Below are 18,439 nucleotides of genomic sequence, written 5' to 3' on the forward strand. Positions count from 1 at the left end.
GGACGGCTTTTTATTAGAAACTTGCAAAAAAACAATAAAATATTTTATGGACATACACGAATATTTGTTGTATAATCAAGATAGATACAGGCTGAAAAACCGTAGGCTGAGCCGGGAGAGAGACCCGTAACTTATAGACCTCAAAGTAGTAATGTCTAGAGGGTAGGGAAAGTCCTCTTTAAAAACCCAATCATCAATTAACAGTTGGTGTGTGAACCCAGAAGAATCACTCTTGAAATAAAAACGGTACGGTGGGGCACACCGAAACCAAACGAAAGGAAGAGAAACAGACTTAATGAGGCACTTCCAATGAGTAGTTAAACGCTATCGCGAAAACTGCCCTCTGGGTCTGTCGTGAATTGACTAGGAACTTGGTCTTGACGGGTTTTTGGTTTAAGTATTGTCCTATTTTTGGCGGCGTCATAGATAGGAACACGGCGGTTTAAGGCGGTTCGCAGATCTAGGAATCCCCGTTCTTCCAGGACGGGGAGTGTCAATGTTGCCATGATGGTGATCATGCCCTTGTTTGTCAAAGCTGTGGGTATGAATGAATTAGTCAGTGGTGCATGGCTGGGGGGAACCATTGATTCTACTGGCGCAGTTGTCGCTGCTGGTGAAACAGTAGGGGAAATCGCTGGTCAAGCTGCTGCTTTAGTTAAAATGATTCAAAATATGCTGATCGGAGTGATAGCTTTTGCGATCGCTTTATTTTGGGTCTTTTTTATAGAGCGCGAGCCAAATGCTCCTAAACCACAAATGAGGTAATTATGGGTACGTTTGCCCAAGTTTATCTTAGGTTTTATAGCTGCTTCTCTGTTAGTGTCCTTTGTTTGTATTCCCTTGATGGGGATGGATACAGTTAAAGACATTCTTAGTCAAACCAAGACCTATCGTGGCTGGCTATTTTGTATCGCATTTTTTTCCATTGGTCTAGACTCGAACTTTCGGGATTTAGGGACACAACTTCAGGGTGGTAAACCCATGATTCTTTATTTGGTAGGGCAGAGTTTTAACATTGTGCTTACTTTGGCTATAGCGTGGCTAATGTTAAGCGGAATTATTTTTCCTATACCGGAGTTAGCACAGTGATAAACACTATCCGAAAATCCCTAATCTTTTTGATCAGTATTTGCGCACTTCCGCTACTACTGTGGTTATTGAATAGCTTGATAGTAGGTGGTTATTTGGGGTCGAGCGTACAGGATCTCTACGAAAACGAGAGTGATGCTTCAGGAATTTTCTGGACAGATGTAGAGATACTATCTCACGATTAGCCTATTCAACTATAGCACTTATCAATTGGGTTGGTAACTGCTCTATATAGCATAAGATATCAGATAATTTCTGATAAATTTAAAGTAAATCCAGGCAAAACATCTTCTCCTGATAAGGTTTTCGGAGATTGGAGAATTTCTACATCTTGATTGGGACGATAGATTTCCACAACCTTATTTTGGGGATCAATTAACCATCCTAATCTAGCGCCATTTTCCATATATTCTCGGAGTTTAGTTTGCACCATTTTCAGGGAATCACTCGGAGAACGCAATTCGAGCACAAAATCAGGACATAAAGGGACAAATTTATCCTGTTCTTCTGGTGTTAACCCTTCCCAACGCTCTCGTTTAACCCAAGACGCATCAGGAGAACGATTTGCTCCATTAGGCAATTTAAATCCTGTATTAGAGTCAAATGCAACACCAAGTTTCATTTGACTGCTCCACAATTCTAGTTGAGTCGATAGTTTAATATTTCGTCTACCTGTATTTCCTCCCGTAGGTGACATGATGATTAAATCTCCTTCAGAGGTGCGCTCAAATCTTAAATCCCTGTTATCTTGACAAAGCCGGAAAAATTGTTCGTCACTCAAATTAATAGTTAATTCGAGGGTATCAGGTAAATATACCATGTTAATTACCTCCAAAATTATACAATAACTTATTGAATTAAAAAGGATAATTTAAGCGATTTTTATTTTTATTTTTTACTTTTTAACTATCAATTTTTAAAACTTGAACCATCGCGTGATAAGCAGCTTTAGGACGATAGGAGTTATCGAAAGGTAGAGGGGAATCTGGTTTACCAAATAAATCCGGAATCCAGGAATGATGATCTGCAAATTCCCAAGTTAAGAAGGCTGTACAATTGGGAGCCTCTAAACAAACTTGGAGGATATCTCGATATACCTTTGTCTGAGCAGCCACCCGTTCTTCTTGTGTGCCGCTACCATCATGGATTTTTACGTCCATCTCGGTAACCTGAACCTGCAATCCCAACTCACCCAGACGCTTCATGTTTGCTGCTATGTCTTCCGGCTTAGGAGGATTTTGAATACTAATGTGCATCTGAAAGCCAATGCCATGAATTGGGACATCCCGTTGCCGCAAGTCTTTGACCATGGCATAAATCGCATCTGACTTTGCCCCAAGTCCTTCTCCACTGTAGTCATTATAAAACAAGGGAACTGTGGGGTCAGCTTCATGAGCCCAGCGAAATGCCAACTCAACGTATTCTGGTCCAATGCCGCGCAACCAAATTGTATCTCGTTTCCTTTGTCCTGCTGAGTCTTGGTCTGCTACCGCTTCATTGACCACATCCCAAGCTGCTAATTGTCCCCGATAGTGACCAACAACAGTATGAATATGTTGTCGCAGGATATGGATTAACTCTTCCGGTGTCCATTGTCCGTGGGTTAGCCACCAAGGCACACTATGATGCCAAACTAGATTATGACCGCGCACCTGCATGTGATTGGCTTTCGCAATGGCTACAAAGTTATCAGCAGCATGAAGTCTCCCCCAGCATCCTACGGATAACTGGGGGTGTCAAAACCCACTACACTAGAACTAGGAGTGTTCCAGAGTGTAGAAAGCGTAACAGCCCGACTTCTAGGCGCTAAACGGGTTCTTTTGCCACGTTTAGCCTCACCCTTTTTATGGACAAGCTCATAGAACCAATACTTTGCAGCAATGTTGTAAGTTGCCTGCAAATCTGTGTTGTATCGTTTCCCAGTTGGGAATGTACACAGACCATAGTTTTTAGAATCGCGTTTGACCGAACCCGAACCATCATAGGCATTGCTGGAAGTGCCCCTAGGATTGACGTACTTAACCGTACCGCCTAGTTCATTCCACTTGGCTTCAGTCCAGGTTGCAATAGCCCTGTGAAGCCATCCATGGAAGCGTTGGCGCAGATTAGAACGTTTCCGTCCGCCTCTAGGTTTCCAGCCTAAGAGAAGCTCAAACACAATAAATTTGGCTCCCCACGCTTCCGCAAAGTCCACCAGTTCTCTAGAGACAGAGTGAGCAATCTGGGTATTGATGTTGCTAGCCTTGCGGTAGTTGCCCCGACAAAAACCTTTATGCAACTTCCCATTGCTCAGACTGGCTTTTTTGCTGATTCCCTTGAGTCGTTTATCTCTGCGGTCTATGTCTCTACCAGGGTGAATGAAGCGCCTAGCTAGAACAGTGCCATCTGAGGTAACAACTGAAGCAACAGCAGTGGTATTGATGCCAAGATCAACTGACACGACTCTATTAGTTTCCTGCCTGTCATCTGGATTGCATCTGAACGGGACTGAGAGGTGACACTTTTTCTCGTTGACGATGAGATAGGGTGACAGCTTCTCATTGGTATCAAGCAAATGACGTTTGTATCCAGGTTCGATTTCTACCGGAACGAGGGTCCATACCCAGTCTGTGCCAGTGAAAACCTTAATCTTGGCGGTATCCATCGCAGCACCAAACAAGATGCACTGACCTTGGTACAGGGCAGGGTAACAGCCACAATCAGCGTTTAGCCGTGGTGGTTTAGCGTCTCTGCGCTTTCTGATTCCTGATTGCCACTCCATATAACGGGTGACAAATGAGGAAACTTGACCAATGGCAAAACTGATAGCAGACCTCCGGTAGTAGGAAGGGAACTTATAGAAACGACGAATGAAGTACTCGTACTTAGGATATTGATTCTGACGTGTCTTGTGCATCAACCGCTCAACCGCTGGAATTCTTTGCTTGCTGGAAAGACCACCTAGTTCAGGCCAATGGGTAAACACGACGCTAATCAACCCACGACAAATAGAACGGAACTCTTGAACTGTCAGCCTTAGAAGTTGACGTTGTAGCTGAGATGGCTTTAACTGCCATTTGTCCGTCCTAATTAAATCCTTTCGTCGTTTTTTCTGTGCCATAATGACTAATATTAGCATATGTCGTTAACCCATGGCTAGACAGTTAAACCGCCATGCTCACAGTGTCACAGCATTGAGTGTGCATATGGTTTTTGTCACGAAATATCGCCATGCTTGCATCACGGATGATATGTTGAAACGTATTCGTGAAATCATCGCCAAGATGTGTCTTAAGCGTGGTTGCATCCTAATGGATTGCCAGACTGACTTAGGCAAGCGTGACCATATTCACCTTTTAATAGACAAACATCCCAATATTTCCGAATCTGAGCTAGCAATGGCACTTAAAACCATCACCAGTCGAGAGATCCGGAAAGAGTTTGCACAATATCTGAAGCAGTTCTATTGGAAGCCTGTTTTTTGGAAGCGTGGTTACTGTGCTGTATCAGCTGGGGGAGCCAGTCTCGACAAGCTGAAGGAGTACATGGAAGCCCAAGGGAATGCAGACTAGCCCCAAGACCCCTCACCCCCACCTGCTTCGCAAAGTGGGGGAATGTTGGGTTTCAGTCAAAATTATAGTGATGGCGTTGGGGCTGTAGCGGCTCAAACTTGATGATATAAGTTGGTGTCACAATGTTATATTCACGTATCAACACCTCCTGATAACTAGGATCGTCCCGCAACGGTTCCATGGACACTCCCGTTCCAATCGCCAATTTGCGCTTTTGTGCCAAGGAACGTAAATTACTGTTATTTGTATTCATCCTTCATCTTCCACTGATTAATTTTCGATATCGCATCCCTGGTGACTGAGACACTAATCCCATTAGTTCCAACTGTAACAAGGCACTGGATACTGAGCCTGCTTCTAAAGCTGCTTGCTGGACAATGATATCGAATGGGGTTGGTTCAAATGCGATCGCATCCAACACTTTTGCTAATTCTGGCTCTAAGGTCGGTACAGGTAAAGCGGGTAAAGGTTGTTCTAGAGCCGAGTGGGGGTCAAGTTCTGGAATAGCTCCGAGCATTTCCAACAAGTGACCTTCACTTAAAATTACATGGGCACCCCGATTTAACAGTCCCAAACAACCAATAGAATTGGGATTATCTAAGGAACCTGGTAGTGCATAGACATCCCGACAGAACTCATTGGCTAGCCTAGCAGTAATTAGCGCTCCGGACTTGTTAGGCGCTTCCATCACTAAAACTGCACGACTTAAACCAGCAATAATCCGATTCCGTTGGGGAAAGTTGGAGCGTGCGGGTTTCGTACTGGCTGGATACTCGCTGATTACCAATCCCTGCTCTTGAATTTGTTTATAAAGATAACTATTGCTCAAGGGATATACCACATCAAGACCAGTTCCCAAAACTGCTATGGTCCTACCACCCGCTTCCAGACACCCACGATGGGCTTGTGTATCAATTCCCACTGCCATACCGGACACCACTGTAAAACCATGCTTAGCAAGGGTAGCACTGATTTTGCGAGTCCAACGTTTACCGTATTCGGTGGGATTGCGGGTACCCACAATACCGACTATCGGCTTGCTACCGTAATTTTCTTGTAGATCAAGTAGTCCGCTATAGTATAGCGTTGCAGGAGGACTAGGAATTTCTAGTAACAAGCGGGGATACTCCCCATCCGCTGGTGTCCAGAAACAAGGATTTTTGACCAAGTGTTGCTCAAGTAGCTGTTCCGGATTAGTTTGCCCACGCATTTTCACTACTCTTTCGATCAGCCGCACCCCGAACCCTTCAACTGCTCCTAACTCTGAAGCTGAAGCTTTCCAAGCCTCTGCTAGAGTCCCAAACTGTTGCTGTAGCCGTTGGAGCAATACTGATCCGATACCGGGAACTTCGGACCATGCCAGCCAGTACGCACGTTCTTCTTCCTTGGTCAATCGCTTCGCTCCAATTATAAATTATCAATTTATATTTCAAAAATACCCCATAATTTGAATTATAAATTTTCAAAAAAAATATAATTTTCTTAATTCTTAATTCTTCATTCTTCATTCTTAATTCTTAAACTGGATGCTGTCCATAAAACGGCAGTACTTCTGACCAGTTGGGGCACTTTCCCTGTTGCCAATCGAGATAAGCAAGTTCCAAAACACCCCTAGCATAACTCCCCAAATTTGCCGGAGCCTCTAGCAATCGTAATGGTGTTTCTAAGGTATCCAACACTTGTTTCCATTGATCTGAAGTCATGACAGCATCTGGTAATATCTTGCTCAGCCCCAGACCAGCTATTGATGGCTGATAGATGGCGGTATACAGCTGGCCTCGTTGGGCAGGCATTTGAATGGCAATCTGTTCGCTTAGCGTGGGCGTAGCGCATGTGCTAATTGCTGATTCTGAGTTTTCTTGATACATAGCTCCCTCTTCCCGCTCTTCCCGTTCTTCTCTCTCTTGCCCTAACCATGCGATCGCTGCCAGTGTAGAAATGCCAAACAGGGGAATATCTAACTGTTGTGCTATGGTACGAGCAGTAACTATACCGATACGGGTACTCGTAAAGCTACCAGGTCCGATAGCTACCGCAATGAATTCTAAGTTTTCCCAAGTTTGGGAATTGAGAAATTCAGTCAAGTGCTGATGCAATTGACCAGACAACTCTCGCCCTAAGTCCCAAGTTTGGCAGCGGGTATCCCTGGCAAAGTTACTGGTCACTAGCCCCAATTGAGGACTAGTGGTGTGAAGGGCAAGAGCATATTTGTTTGCTTCGAGAATCGGCATTTGTTGGTATGATTTTCGATTGGAGAAGTCTTGATTAAGTACCCTCACTCGCCAAAAGGTAATCACTATCCATGGATCCTACCCTGACTCAAATTGGGACTCAGATGTCCAAACTGACTGGTGTCCGAGCGATTATGAAAGATATTATCGAAACGCTACGAGCTGGTCAGGGACAAGATTGGATTAATCTCAGTGCAGGAAACCCAGTGATTTTGCCACAAGTCGAGCAACTTTGGCGCGATTGCACGGCACAACTGTTGGCTAGCTCAGAGTATGGTGAGGTGATTTGCCGCTACGGGTCATCTCAAGGATATCAGCCTCTGATCGATGCGATCGCAAAGGATTTCAATCAACGCTACGGTCTTTCCCTAAGCGATCGCCATATCCTGATTACTCCCGGTTCTCAATCGATTTACTTCTACGCCGCTAACGTTTTTGGTGGCTACACCAGCAGCGGCCAGCTCAAACAAGTGGTCTTGCCCCTTTCTCCAGAATACACTGGCTATGGAGGAGTAAGCTTGACTCCAGAAGCAGTATATGCCTACAAACCTACTCTGGAAATTAATCACGAGCAACACCGTTTTAAGTATCGCCCTGATTTCAGCCAATTAAAGATTAGCCAAGAGACTGGCTGTGTAATTGTTTCCCGTCCCTGTAATCCCACTGGCAATGTCCTAACCGATGAAGAAGTAATCAAAATTTCGGAAATGGCTGCACCCTTCAATGTGCCAGTGTTGATTGACGCAGCTTATGCTCCACCCTTTCCAGCACTGAACTTTACCGAAATGACACCAGTCTTTCGAGACAATATCATCCACTGTCTGAGTTTATCAAAAGCTGGACTACCTGGGGAACGGGTTGGTGTAGCAATTGGAAATCCGGAGCTAATTAGCATTTTAGAATCCTTCCAGACCAATCTTTGTATTCATTCGGCTCGCTATGGACAAGCTATTGCCGCAAAAGCGATCGCATCTGGAGCGCTCCCTGAGATTGCCACTAATGTGATTCGCCCCCACTACCAGCAAAAGTTTGTGACCCTTGAACTGACATTAGACAAATTCATGCCCAAAGACTTGCCTTGGTTCTTGCATCGGGGTGAAGGAGCTATCTTTGCTTGGTTGTGGTTACAGGATTTGCCAATTACTGACTGGGAACTGTATCAACAGTTGAAGCAGGTGGGTGTGATTGTCGTGCCTGGCAGTACATTTTTCCCCGGCTTACGAGAAGACTGGTCTCACCAGCAACAGTGCATTCGCATCAGCCTTACGGCTACTGAAGAAGAAATTGAAATCGCCATGCAGCGTTTAGCAACATTGGTCGAGGAAGTCTATCGGATGGGGTCAAGTTAGTGTTTCCTAGCAGGTGTTGTGATAATCTAACACCGTTCCAGAGTAATTGTTCGATGAGTACTAATTAAATAATATTCCCATTATAACAGATGGAACAGCAGCAGCTAGCACAAGTGTTGGAAACTGGCGATATAGGGGAGTTGCTAGGCATTATTAACCAGCCTAACTTGCTCACAACCCTTGACTCTACACAGATGTGTAGGATTATCAAGGGACTTGGGCAAGTAGTGGAACAACAAACTGCTCAGTTAAATCAGGTTAATCAGCAATTACAACCGGAAATTACCAACTGTAAGCAGGCTCAGGAGAAATGGCAACAGGGTGATCAGCAATTGGAATACCAATTTCAAAAACAGACAACAGAATTGTCCGAAGCTAATCATCAGCTGCGACAAGCAAAAGAGCAACTAGAGGCAGTTTTGGATGCTGTACCGGGAGCGGTGTCTTGGATTAGTGCTGATGGTCGATATCTTGGGGTTAACCGACATCTGGCTCAGAGCCTGCAATTACCTCCAGAGACTTTTGTCGGTCAAGAGTTGGGTTTTCTGGAGAGCAGCCCTCAGTTTGTCGGCTTTATGACTCAGTTTCTCGCCTGTCGGGACTCAGGATCTTCCCAGGTGGTTGAGCTCAAAGTGAAAAATTATTCGAGATATTATCTAATTGCCGCTCAGAAGTACCAGCAAGGTGCTGCAGCCGTGTGTGTAGGGATTGATATCACCGAGCATAAACAGGCAGAATTAGCTCTACAACAGCTCAACCAGGAACTAGAACTGAGAGTCGAACAACGGACTTCTGACCTACAGAACGTCAATGAACAACTTCGCAAAAGTGAGGAACAATTTCGCCTGATTTTTGAACTATCTCCCATGGGTATGGCAATTACCAGCACTGATAACTCCGTGCTAAAGGTTAATCAAGCCTTTTGTGACACGGTTGGTTACACAGCCGAGGAACTGGGGCAGAAAAAGGCTACAGATATTATCTACCCCGATGATTTCACAATTAACCTTACCCCGAATCAAGAGTTGTGGCCAGGAAGAACATCCCACTTTCAGATGGAAAATCGCTTACTGTCGAAAGATGGTAGAGTGATCCATGTTTTGACCAAGAAAGCAGTTTTAGTCAGGGATGCTCAAGGTAAGCCCCGAAAATTTCTGTATCAAATTGTAGATATCACCGAACGCAAGCAAGCGGAAAATCAAGTTAGAGCCTCTCTAACCGAAAAAGAGGTTTTGCTCAAAGAAATTCATCACCGGGTCAAAAATAACCTGCAAATTATTTCTAGCCTACTCCGCCTACAGTCGAGGCAAGTTGAAGATCCACAAGCATTAAGTTTGTTCAAAGATTCCCAGCATCGGGTTCAATCTATGGCTCTGATTCACCAGCAGCTGTATCAATCCCCAAATTTAGCCCAGATTAATTTCGGAAAATACATTCAAACCTTAACCAATAACTTGTTCCGTTCCTACGGGATTAACCGACAGACAATCGCCCTCAATATTGAAGTTACCACAGCTCCCTTAACCATTGATGTAGCTATTCCCTGTGGGCTAATCATCAATGAATTGGTGTCTAATTCACTCAAATATGCCTTTCCTGAACATAAAGAGGGTAAGATTGAAATCAGTCTAAGTTCAGATCAACAGGGTCAGCTAATCCTTACGGTAAGTGATAATGGTATTGGTTTACCGGACAATTTAGACTTTCAATCCACTAAATCCCTTGGTTTGAGTATTGTTCGTAACTTGACTGCACAACTGGGGGGTAACATCATCCTTGACTGTAGCCAAGGCACTAGATTAAAAATAAACTTTCCCCATTCACTGGATCTCTAGGGCAAGTCGAGCATGACCAAGAAAAAAATCCTAGTTGTTGAAGATGAAACACTTGTGGCTATGGATATCAAGAATAGCCTCAAACTTTTAGGGTACATGGTTCCTGCTGTGGCTGTATCTGGAGAAGAAGCAGTTAGAAAAGCTGAGGAAATCCAACCGGATTTAATCCTGATGGATATTCGTCTGAAAGGGGAAATAGATGGAGTGACTGCTGCAAGGCTGATTAGGACAAAATGGAATATCCCAGTGGTCTATTTGACTGCCTATAGCGATGAGCTCACCCTAGAAAGAGCTAAGATAACCCAACCCTTTGGTTACCTTCTGAAACCATTTGAGGAAGAAGAACTGCGAGTTACCATTGAAATTGCCCTTTCTCGCTTTCAAGCAGAAGCAAAAATCCGTCAAGCACTAGTAATAGAACAGGAGCTTAGAGAGCAAAAATCTAGCTTTGTCTCTATTGTTTCCCACGAATGTCGTACACCTTTGAGTAAAGTTATCCTAGCTACTGAATTGTTAGAACGCTATAGCAAACATTTGGTCAAAGATAAACATCGCAAGTATTTTGAACAAATTAAAGGCTCTATCCAAGATATGAGACAACTCTTGGATGAAATTATATTTATTGAAAAAGCAGAAGGAAACAAGCTAACTTTTAACCCAACTCCAATTAACCTAGTAGAATTATGCTCTGATTTGATAGAGCAGATGCAGTTGGCTACCGGGGGGATCCATAGGATTATTTTTACTCCTCAAGGTAATATTCCTGATGCCTATATGGATACCCAACTCCTTCGATATATTTTCAATAACTTGCTATCCAATGGGATTAAGTATTCTCCTGAAGGGGGAACGGTAGAGTTTCAGTTAACCGTGGAAGGTAACTGGGCAATTTTTAAAATAACAGACTCGGGAATTGGTATTCCCGAACAAGAGCTTTCTCACCTGTTTGAACCTTTCCAGCGAGCTAGCAATGTTGGAGATATTCCTGGTACAGGTCTAGGATTATCGATTGTTAAAAAGAGTGTAGAGCAGCACCGTGGCCAAATTTTGGTAGATAGCCAGGTTGGTGTAGGAACTTTGTTTACCGTTAGACTACCCCTGTCGAGTCAGGATTGGGAGTAAGCTGGTCTTCCTTTGAATGCCATGGTTATGACAGCAGGGGAGCAGGGGCAGACTTGATCTAACTTCATAATACAATTTATGCATTTAATTTATGCATTTTTTTAATTAAAATCAGTATTTAGTAACAAAATATACAAAATTTTAGCAATACTTTAAATTAATTTATCAACATCAAGAGTAGTGACATCAGAGGCTCTGGACAAAACTTCTGGCAATTGAGCAAAAGGCAACGAGGGAACAGCTATGACCAGCGCAGCTAAGCCAGCCGCAAAATTGAACAAATTTGAGAAATTCAAGGCAGAGAAAGATGGTCTTGCCATTAAAGAACAAATAGAAGAATTTGCCAGAATTGGCTGGGAAGCAATAGATCCAGATGACCTACAGCATCGGCTGAAGTGGATGGGTGTCTTTTATAGACCTGTCACTCCAGGCAAGTTCATGCTAAGGATGCGGACACCCAACGGCATTCTCAACAGCACTCAGATGCAGGTACTAGCTGAGATAGTGCAGCGCTATGGTGAAGATGGTAGTGCTGATATCACGACCCGCCAAAACATCCAGTTGCGAGGTATCCGCATTGAAGACATGCCTGATATTTTCCGCAGGTTCGAGCAAGTTGGCTTAACTAGCGTCCAATCCGGTATGGACAATGTCCGCAATATTACTGGTTCTCCCATGGCGGGGATAGATCCCGATGAATTAATTGACACTCGGGATCTTGTCCAAAAGGTACAGGACATGATCACTAATAACAGCCAAGGGAATTATGAGTTTACTAACTTGCCCCGTAAATTCAATATTGCTATTGAAGGGGGTCGGGATAACTCAGTCCATGCTGAAATTAATGATATTGCCTTCGTGCCTGCCTACAAAGATGGACAACTAGGCTTGAATGTACTCGTAGGTGGCTTTTTCTCGGCCAAGCGTTGTGAAGCTGCTGTTCCCCTCAATGCTTGGGTACTGCCTAATGATGATGTAGTTGACTTGTGTCGTGCTATTCTGGAAGTTTATCGCGACGAAGGCTCGCGGGCGAATCGGCAAAAATCCCGGATGATGTGGTTGATTGATGAGTGGGGGATTGACAAGTTCCGCGAGGAAGTCAGTAAGCAGTTTGGTAGAGAACTCCCTACGGCTGCTCCTCACGATGAAATAGATTGGGAAAAACGAGACCATATCGGTGTCTTTGCCCAAAAGCAACCAGGTCTGAATTATGTGGGTTTACACGTGCCCGTTGGTAGGCTTTATGCTCAGCAGATGTTTGATCTGGCACGGATGGCTGAGGCTTATGGCAGTGGCGAAATCCGCCTCACGGTTGAGCAGAATGTGATTATTCCCAATATTCCGGATGCTAATCTCGACGCTTTCTTAGCTGAACCCCTCTTGCAGAAATTTACCCTTGAGCCCAAACCTCTAGAACGGCTTCTAGTATCTTGCACAGGAGCCCAGTTCTGCAATTTTGCTCTGATTGAAACCAAAAATCGTGCCTTGGCAATAGTTCGGGAACTCGAAGAAAAGTTAGATATACCAAACCCAGTGCGGATTCATTGGACAGGTTGTCCCAACTCTTGTGGTCAACCCCAAGTAGCTGATATTGGTTTGATGGGAACTAAGGTGCGTAAAGACGGTAAGTCTGTTGAAGGAGTCAATATTTACATGGGTGGCAAAGTTGGCAAAGATGCTAAACTGGGCGAGTGTGTGCTTAAAAGTGTGGCTTGTGATGACTTACCAGAAGTCTTGGGTAATATACTGATCGAGAATTTTGGAGCAAAATCCCACTAGGTTAGTGCTTAGTTGGACCTCATCGCTAATTCCTCATAACTGTTGTCAAAGATTAATGGTTAATGGTTAGGTAATGGTGAAAACTTAGTTTTCCATTTTCCATTGTCCATTAATCGGAAACGACAATATGGAGCGCCGCAAGTTTCTCAAATACATCGGCTGTGCCACGGTAGGATGTGGCTTTAGTGCTTGTAGTTCAAATAATCTATTCGATTTCCCAAAACGCGATCGCTCCTCTGAGCCCACTCAACGACCTCCAGCTAGCTTTGGTAAGTTAGAGAAAACTAACCTCACCATTGGCTTTGTTCCTGTAACTGACTGTGCTCCTTTAATCATTGCCAAAGAAAAGGGCTTCTTTCAGCGTTATGGTTTGAATGTGGCTCTTAAGAAATATCCTGACTGGTCAGCGGTTCACAAAGACTTACTATCATGGGGTATAGATGCCTGCGTTGCCTTGTTTGGATTGCCAATGCTCACCAATTTTGGTTCAGCCAAGGCACCAGTGATATCTCTAATGATGCTCAATCGCAATGGCGCTGGAATCACTTTTTCCAAAAAAGCTTGGCAAGGTGCTATTCGTCCTTCAACGGAATACTATAATTTCCCAGATTTTGCCAACTCCTACAGGAAATACATTAGACGATTAACCGAGCCCCTAAAAGTAGGGATAGACTTGACCAACTCCATGGCAAACTATACCCTTCTCTACTGGCTATCAGCTATGGAGATTAATCCCGAGAAACAGATTAAGCTAATCGAGTTTCCACCATCTCAAATGGTATACAAACTTCAAGCTGGGATAGTAGATGGCTACTGTTTAGATGAGCCCTGGAACCAAAGAGCAGTTGTAGACCAGGCTGGATTTACGGTTTATGTAAGTCGGGATATTTGGAAAGGTCATCCAGGAAAAATACTAGCAACCATGGGACCTTGGGCAGAAAAACATCCCACAACCGCCCGAGCCTTAGTAGCAGCTGTTTTGGAAGCTTGTCAGTATTGTGACCAACTAGAAAATCGCCAGTCAATTGCTCAGATTATATCTAGGAGCAAATACATCGACACTAAAGTAAGCTATCTGGAAGGTTCTTTACTGGGCAACTATAATTATGGTGGCTTTGACCAGAAAGACCGATTTGAATCAATCCCTGATTTTAATTTATTTCACTTCCAAGATACAGACTATCTGAAAAAGCCCAATCATGCTAATTATCCTTGGCGCTCCCATGGTGTTTGGCTGCTAACCCAAATGATTCGCTGGCGTCATATTAACCGACGTCAATATCCCAAGGATGCGGATAAAATTATCGACCGGGTTTATCCAGTGAAAATTTATGAAGAGGTTGCCAAGGCGTTGAAAATCGATCTACCTAGTGAGCGTATGAGGCTTGAACCTGCTGATGTGTTTGTGGATCAAAGAGCATTTGACCCTAGTCAGCCAGTTAATTACCTCAATGGTTTCGATATCCGAGCTGATCGTTCTCAGTTAATCGGCTTGGCTTAACTTAGGAATAAACCTCAATTCATTCGAAAATTAAGCAACACCCCAATTTTCTGGCTCTGATGTAACCATTGAATATAAATTATGCATTTAATTCATCACCAGAAATAATTTGTAACAAATCATACGAAACTTATGTTTCAGGGGTGTAACTATTAGTACCTGAACAATAGTATTAAGTTAACCTCAGAAAAGTAGTATCTATGGGCGAGTACTTTAGCAATCAATTCCGAAAGAATTACCCTAAACCAATAAGCTATAGTATTCAAACTAATAGGTAACTTTAATCAGTCAGCAAGTTGATGGCAACCGATCAGCTGGATTGTTTTGAAAGGGATTCTTTGGAGTAGTTTTTGGAGGATACTAAATCCACCCAAACGTTCAGCTTTTATCACTAATGCTGTTGGTGCGTGAATCTTCTGTTTTCGTAGTTTGAGTAGAGGAAAGGTATATAGATGCTCGCAGAAATGTGGTCTTTTCGTGGTAGGTATAAAATCCTCCACATGACCTGGTTTGCTTTCTTCCTGTCGTTTGTAGTGTGGTTCAACTTAGCACCCCTAGCAACACAGGTGAAATCAGACTTCGGTCTCGAAGTAGGTCAAATCCGAACCATCGCAATTTGTAACGTTGCCCTGACAGTGCCTGCCCGTATCATCATCGGGATGCTGTTAGATAAATACGGACCAAGAATCACCTACTCCCTGTTGCTGATGTATGCAGCAATACCTTGTATTGCTTTTGCCTCGGCACAGAACTTTAGCCAACTGGTGATTAGCCGCTTGGCACTGAGTATCGTAGGTGCAGGTTTTGTGATTGGCATCCGGATGACGGCAGAATGGTTCCCTCCCAAAGAAATTGGTTTAGCCGAAGGGATTTACGGGGGCTGGGGTAACTTTGGTTCTGCAGCAGCAGCCTTTACCCTACCTACCATTGCCGCTTTTTTAGCCTTTGGCAGTCCAGGTCTCAACTGGCGCTTTTCCATTGCTGGTACCGGGATTATCGCTGCTCTCTATGGCGTCCTCTATTATTTTAACGTCCAAGATACTCCCCCAGGCAAAGTTTATCAGAAGCCCAAAAGCGCCAGAGGAATGGAAGTCACCACTAAGAAAGACTTCTGGTTTCTGATGGTGATGAATGCTCCTCTATCTATCATTCTTGGTGTTCTGGCTTGGCGCTTGAATAAAGTAGGCTTTTTCGAGCAAAATGTTCTATATATCGTCTGGGCTGGTCTACTTGGGTTGTATCTGTTCCAAGCTTACAACTGCTGGGCAGTTAACAAAGATTTGTTAGCAGGTCGTAAGCGCTATCCTCCTGAAGACCGCTTCAATTTTTCTCAAGTTGCCATTCTAGAGTTGACCTACGTTGTTAACTTCGGTTCTGAATTAGCTGTAGTTTCTATGCTCCCTGCCTTCTTTGAAGGCACCTTCGGACTGAGTAAACAAGCAGCGGGGATGATTGCTGCTAGCTACGCTTTCATGAACTTGATGTCCCGTCCTGGTGGCGGCTTAATCTCTGATAAACTGGGTAGCCGCAAGATGACCATGGCAGTTCTAACATTCTGTATGGGTATTGGCTATCTGATTTTCAGTACGGTGAAAGGAGGCTGGTGGCTTCCTGGTGCGGTACTGCTGACCATGGCTTGTTCCTTCTTTGTGCAAGCTGGAGAAGGCTCTACCTTTGCCATCGTACCTCTGGTCAAGCGACGGATTACCGGTCAGGTGGCTGGTAACGTGGGTGCTTACGGAAACGTTGGTGCTGTTGCTTACCTGACTATCTTTAGTTTATTGCCAGCAGGAGATGTGGGTAACCGCATATTCTTCCAGGTGTTGGGTGTTACAGCTTTGGTTGTTGCCTTCCTGTGCTTCCTAGTATTGAAAGAACCTAAGGGTTCCTTTGCTGAGCTCCATGAAGGGGAAGAAGAATACGCTACTGCTGCTAGCCCAGCTGCTATGGAAACTGGAGACGTGATGAACTAGTTCCTTGGTGGGTCTAGTTGAAAGCACTCTACACTAGATGGCTGAAAAATATCTAGATAGAAGTGGGGCAATCTTAATTAAGATTGCCCCAAACCCGACGGAATAATTGCTTATTAAACAAGGTAAAAAAATCCTCAGCCTTTAGCTATCAGCTCTTCCAGCTCTTCAGCACTGAGCAAGATTTTGAATTAACGAAAACTTTCATAAAAGCCTCTGGAAAAGAGGCATGTGACAGTTGCTATAAATATCCACTAATCTACCACTATCTACAACGGACTAATACCACGACCTAAGGCGGTCGAACTTACGGGACTATCACGGAACACTTTAAGGAAGTACGCAGATAATGGGACTCTCAGGTGCGAAAGAACGCCAGGCGGGACTAGACTCTTTGACTCAAGAGATCTTCTTCGTTTTGGAAAAGCTCCAAAGTCTAACAGGTCACATTACTACACCATCTGTTACTGCCGAGTCAGTACCAACTTTCAAAGAGACGACCTCGACAGACTTCTCGCCTATCTCCATTCCCTCTTCCCGGAAGCGGAAATCATCAAAGATATCGGCTCAGGTCTCAACTAAAGATTTGGGCTTAGAGCCGTACTGGAGCGAATCGTGCGCTATGATCAGCTCACGATTGTTGTTGCCTGTAGAGACAGGCTCACCCGATTCGGGTTTGAACTCATTGAGTACTTGGTCGGTCTCAACGGTGGAAAAATCCTGGTTCTCAGTCAACCTGAAAGCTGCCCCGAATCTGAACTTACCGCAGATATTCTGTCCATCATTCACGTCTTCTCCTGTAGGGTTCACGGACTCCGGAAATACGGTAAGAAAATCAAAGAAGATTCGACTGTTCCTAAGCTCTGAACAGCGCTCGCTTGTTCGGCAATGGTTTGGAGTGTCCCGTTATGTTTTCAATAAAACCGTCAAGATACTCTCTGATGGTGAGACCAAAGCTAATTGGAAAGCTATTAAGACTGGCATATTAAATGACCTCCCTGAGTGGTGTAAAGCAGTGCCTTATCAAATCAAATCTATAGCGATAAAGGATGCTTGCACTGCGGTTAGGGAGGCCAAGAAAAAATACAAAAAAACTTCACAAATTAACCGAGTAAGATTTAGGTCTCGTAAGAACCCTGTTCAGTCTTGCTATATCCCTAAGTCAGCAGTGTCTAGCAAAGGTGTCTATCACACAAAGCTGGGAGAAATTGCCTTTGCTGAGACTCTACCTGACAATATCTGTGATTGTCGATTAACTAGCACTAACGGGAGTTGCTACCTGGTAGTTCCCCATGAAGCAACTAACACAAAAGCCGAAAACCAAGGTAGAGTGGTTGCTTTAGACCCTGGAGTCAGGACTTTTATTACTTTTTTTAGTGAAAAATCTGTGGGAAAGATTGGGCACGGAGATTTTTCCAGAATTCAGCGAATATGCCAGCATCTAGACAACCTGTTATCAAGGATTAGTAAAGCCAAGGGTGGGCAGAAGCGTCGAAGGAGAAAAGCTGCTCGACGAATGGTAATCAAGATTCAGAACCTGATAAATGAGCTTCATCATAAGACAGCTAAATTCCTAGTTGACAACTTTGATGTTATTTTACTTCCCACGTTTGAGACGTCTCAGATGTCAAGGAAGGAGAAAAGGAAAATTAGGTCTAAGACTGTTCGCAATATGCTTACTTTTGCTCACTATCGGTTCAAGGAATTCTTGAAACATAAAGCTCAAGAGACTGGGAAAGTTGTTGTTGATGTTTGTGAAGCTTATACCAGTAAGACTGTTAGCTGGACTGGTGAACTGGTCAATATTGGTGGAAGCCAAATCATCAAATCAAAGATTGATGGTCGATCTATGGATCGCGACATCAATGGCGCTCGGGGAATATTTCTTCGTTCGCGCAGCGTGGCCTACGGCCATGCCTTGGGAGATACCCCCTGGCTGAGAAATCAGCTTGCATTAGTGAGCCAGAATCCGCCATTGGTAGATTTTGGTAGCTAAAAAGTATCGGATATGA

14 protein-coding genes and 3 pseudogenes are annotated in these 18,439 nt (G+C 44.0%); 10 read left to right on the top strand and 7 right to left on the bottom strand.

Annotated elements, in window-relative coordinates; all coding sequences use genetic code 11:
- Positions 1-317: 317 nt before the first annotated feature.
- Entirely contained in the window at positions 318-506 is a 189-nt protein-coding gene (locus F6K53_RS18350; protein ID WP_293070301.1) for a hypothetical protein, read from the bottom strand.
- A gap of 37 nt (positions 507-543) precedes the next feature.
- Between F6K53_RS18350 and F6K53_RS18355 the strand changes: the two are divergent.
- Positions 544-1,089, top strand: a pseudogene (locus tag F6K53_RS18355) (putative sulfate exporter family transporter).
- A gap of 244 nt (positions 1,090-1,333) precedes the next feature.
- Here F6K53_RS18355 and F6K53_RS18360 read toward each other — a convergent pair.
- From F6K53_RS18360 to F6K53_RS18370, 3 genes and pseudogenes are all read right to left on the bottom strand, one after another.
- Positions 1,334-1,909 carry a Uma2 family endonuclease gene (locus F6K53_RS18360; protein ID WP_293070299.1) on the bottom strand — a complete coding sequence of 192 codons (576 nt, stop codon included), beginning with the start codon at positions 1,907-1,909 and terminating at the stop codon, positions 1,334-1,336.
- 82 nt (positions 1,910-1,991) lie between these two features.
- A pseudogene (locus F6K53_RS18365) lies at positions 1,992-2,777 on the bottom strand (endo-1,4-beta-xylanase); the annotation flags it as partial.
- Positions 2,778-2,806: 29 nt separating this feature from the next.
- A complete protein-coding gene (locus tag F6K53_RS18370) occupies positions 2,807-4,189 on the bottom strand; it encodes a transposase (protein WP_293045176.1) in 1,383 nt (460 codons plus the stop codon).
- A gap of 31 nt (positions 4,190-4,220) precedes the next feature.
- Between F6K53_RS18370 and tnpA the strand changes: the two genes are divergently transcribed.
- A complete protein-coding gene (gene tnpA / locus F6K53_RS18375) occupies positions 4,221-4,640 on the top strand; it encodes an IS200/IS605 family transposase (RefSeq protein WP_293018467.1) in 420 nt (139 codons plus the stop codon).
- Positions 4,641-4,692: 52 nt separating this feature from the next.
- Here the strand turns inward: tnpA and F6K53_RS18380 are convergent, their stop codons facing one another.
- The 3 genes from F6K53_RS18380 to tsaB all read right to left on the bottom strand — a co-directional run bounded on the left by F6K53_RS18380 (position 4,693) and on the right by tsaB (position 6,871).
- Positions 4,693-4,893, bottom strand: coding sequence for an endo-1,4-beta-xylanase (locus tag F6K53_RS18380; RefSeq protein ID WP_293070296.1), 201 nt, complete (start codon positions 4,891-4,893; stop codon positions 4,693-4,695).
- 3 nt (positions 4,894-4,896) lie between these two features.
- On the bottom strand, positions 4,897-6,033 hold the full coding sequence (dprA, locus tag F6K53_RS18385; protein ID WP_293081607.1) for a DNA-processing protein DprA: 1,137 nt from the start codon (positions 6,031-6,033) through the stop codon (positions 4,897-4,899).
- Between the two features lie 124 nt (positions 6,034-6,157).
- Positions 6,158-6,871, bottom strand: coding sequence for a tRNA (adenosine(37)-N6)-threonylcarbamoyltransferase complex dimerization subunit type 1 TsaB (tsaB, locus tag F6K53_RS18390; protein ID WP_293070338.1), 714 nt, complete (start codon positions 6,869-6,871; stop codon positions 6,158-6,160).
- Between the two features lie 71 nt (positions 6,872-6,942).
- Between tsaB and F6K53_RS18395 the strand changes: the two genes are divergently transcribed.
- From F6K53_RS18395 to F6K53_RS18430, 8 genes and pseudogenes are all read left to right on the top strand, one after another.
- Positions 6,943-8,220, top strand: a complete 1,278-nt coding sequence (locus F6K53_RS18395; protein ID WP_293018474.1) for a valine--pyruvate transaminase — start codon at positions 6,943-6,945, stop codon at positions 8,218-8,220.
- Positions 8,221-8,309: 89 nt separating this feature from the next.
- Positions 8,310-10,055, top strand: coding sequence for a histidine kinase dimerization/phosphoacceptor domain -containing protein (locus F6K53_RS18400; RefSeq protein ID WP_293070291.1), 1,746 nt, complete (start codon positions 8,310-8,312; stop codon positions 10,053-10,055).
- Positions 10,056-10,067: 12 nt separating this feature from the next.
- Positions 10,068-11,177 (top strand): ATP-binding protein, encoded by a 1,110-nt coding sequence (locus F6K53_RS18405; RefSeq protein WP_293081610.1) that lies wholly within the window; start codon positions 10,068-10,070, stop codon positions 11,175-11,177.
- A gap of 243 nt (positions 11,178-11,420) precedes the next feature.
- Positions 11,421-12,956 carry a ferredoxin--nitrite reductase gene (locus F6K53_RS18410; RefSeq protein ID WP_293018480.1) on the top strand — a complete coding sequence of 512 codons (1,536 nt, stop codon included), beginning with the start codon at positions 11,421-11,423 and terminating at the stop codon, positions 12,954-12,956.
- A 127-nt stretch (positions 12,957-13,083) separates the two neighbouring features.
- Entirely contained in the window at positions 13,084-14,457 is a 1,374-nt protein-coding gene (locus F6K53_RS18415; RefSeq protein WP_293045257.1) for a CmpA/NrtA family ABC transporter substrate-binding protein, read from the top strand.
- A gap of 452 nt (positions 14,458-14,909) precedes the next feature.
- Positions 14,910-16,430: an MFS transporter gene (locus F6K53_RS18420; RefSeq protein ID WP_293018484.1), complete on the top strand. Its 1,521-nt coding sequence runs from the start codon at positions 14,910-14,912 to the stop codon at positions 16,428-16,430.
- 279 nt (positions 16,431-16,709) lie between these two features.
- Positions 16,710-16,790, top strand: a pseudogene (locus tag F6K53_RS45905) (integrase); the annotation flags it as partial.
- The gene (locus F6K53_RS18430) at positions 16,777-18,423 is read left to right on the top strand and encodes a transposase (RefSeq protein ID WP_364304686.1); all 1,647 of its coding nucleotides are present in this window, start codon (positions 16,777-16,779) and stop codon (positions 18,421-18,423) included. The pseudogene F6K53_RS45905 and the gene F6K53_RS18430, both read left to right, overlap by 14 nt.
- Positions 18,424-18,439: the final 16 nt, after the last annotated feature.

Origin of the sequence: Moorena sp. SIO4A1 (assembly GCF_010672065.1) — a bacterium.
In the GTDB taxonomy this organism is placed as follows: domain Bacteria; phylum Cyanobacteriota; class Cyanobacteriia; order Cyanobacteriales; family Coleofasciculaceae; genus Moorena.

Coding starts and splice junctions, on each gene's coding strand:
- F6K53_RS18405 (WP_293081610.1), top strand. CDS start 10,068: ATGACCAAGAAAAAAATCCTAGTTGTTGAAGATGAAACACTTGTGGCT.
- F6K53_RS18420 (WP_293018484.1), top strand. CDS start 14,910: ATGCTCGCAGAAATGTGGTCTTTTCGTGGTAGGTATAAAATCCTCCAC.
- F6K53_RS18380 (WP_293070296.1), bottom strand. CDS start 4,893: ATGAATACAAATAACAGTAATTTACGTTCCTTGGCACAAAAGCGCAAA.
- F6K53_RS18415 (WP_293045257.1), top strand. CDS start 13,084: ATGGAGCGCCGCAAGTTTCTCAAATACATCGGCTGTGCCACGGTAGGA.
- tsaB (WP_293070338.1), bottom strand. CDS start 6,871: ATGCCGATTCTCGAAGCAAACAAATATGCTCTTGCCCTTCACACCACT.
- F6K53_RS18370 (WP_293045176.1), bottom strand. CDS start 4,189: ATGGCACAGAAAAAACGACGAAAGGATTTAATTAGGACGGACAAATGG.
- F6K53_RS18400 (WP_293070291.1), top strand. CDS start 8,310: ATGGAACAGCAGCAGCTAGCACAAGTGTTGGAAACTGGCGATATAGGG.
- F6K53_RS18395 (WP_293018474.1), top strand. CDS start 6,943: ATGGATCCTACCCTGACTCAAATTGGGACTCAGATGTCCAAACTGACT.
- tnpA (WP_293018467.1), top strand. CDS start 4,221: ATGGCTAGACAGTTAAACCGCCATGCTCACAGTGTCACAGCATTGAGT.
- F6K53_RS18430 (WP_364304686.1), top strand. CDS start 16,777: ATGGGACTCTCAGGTGCGAAAGAACGCCAGGCGGGACTAGACTCTTTG.
- F6K53_RS18360 (WP_293070299.1), bottom strand. CDS start 1,909: ATGGTATATTTACCTGATACCCTCGAATTAACTATTAATTTGAGTGAC.
- F6K53_RS18410 (WP_293018480.1), top strand. CDS start 11,421: ATGACCAGCGCAGCTAAGCCAGCCGCAAAATTGAACAAATTTGAGAAA.
- F6K53_RS18350 (WP_293070301.1), bottom strand. CDS start 506: ATGGCAACATTGACACTCCCCGTCCTGGAAGAACGGGGATTCCTAGAT.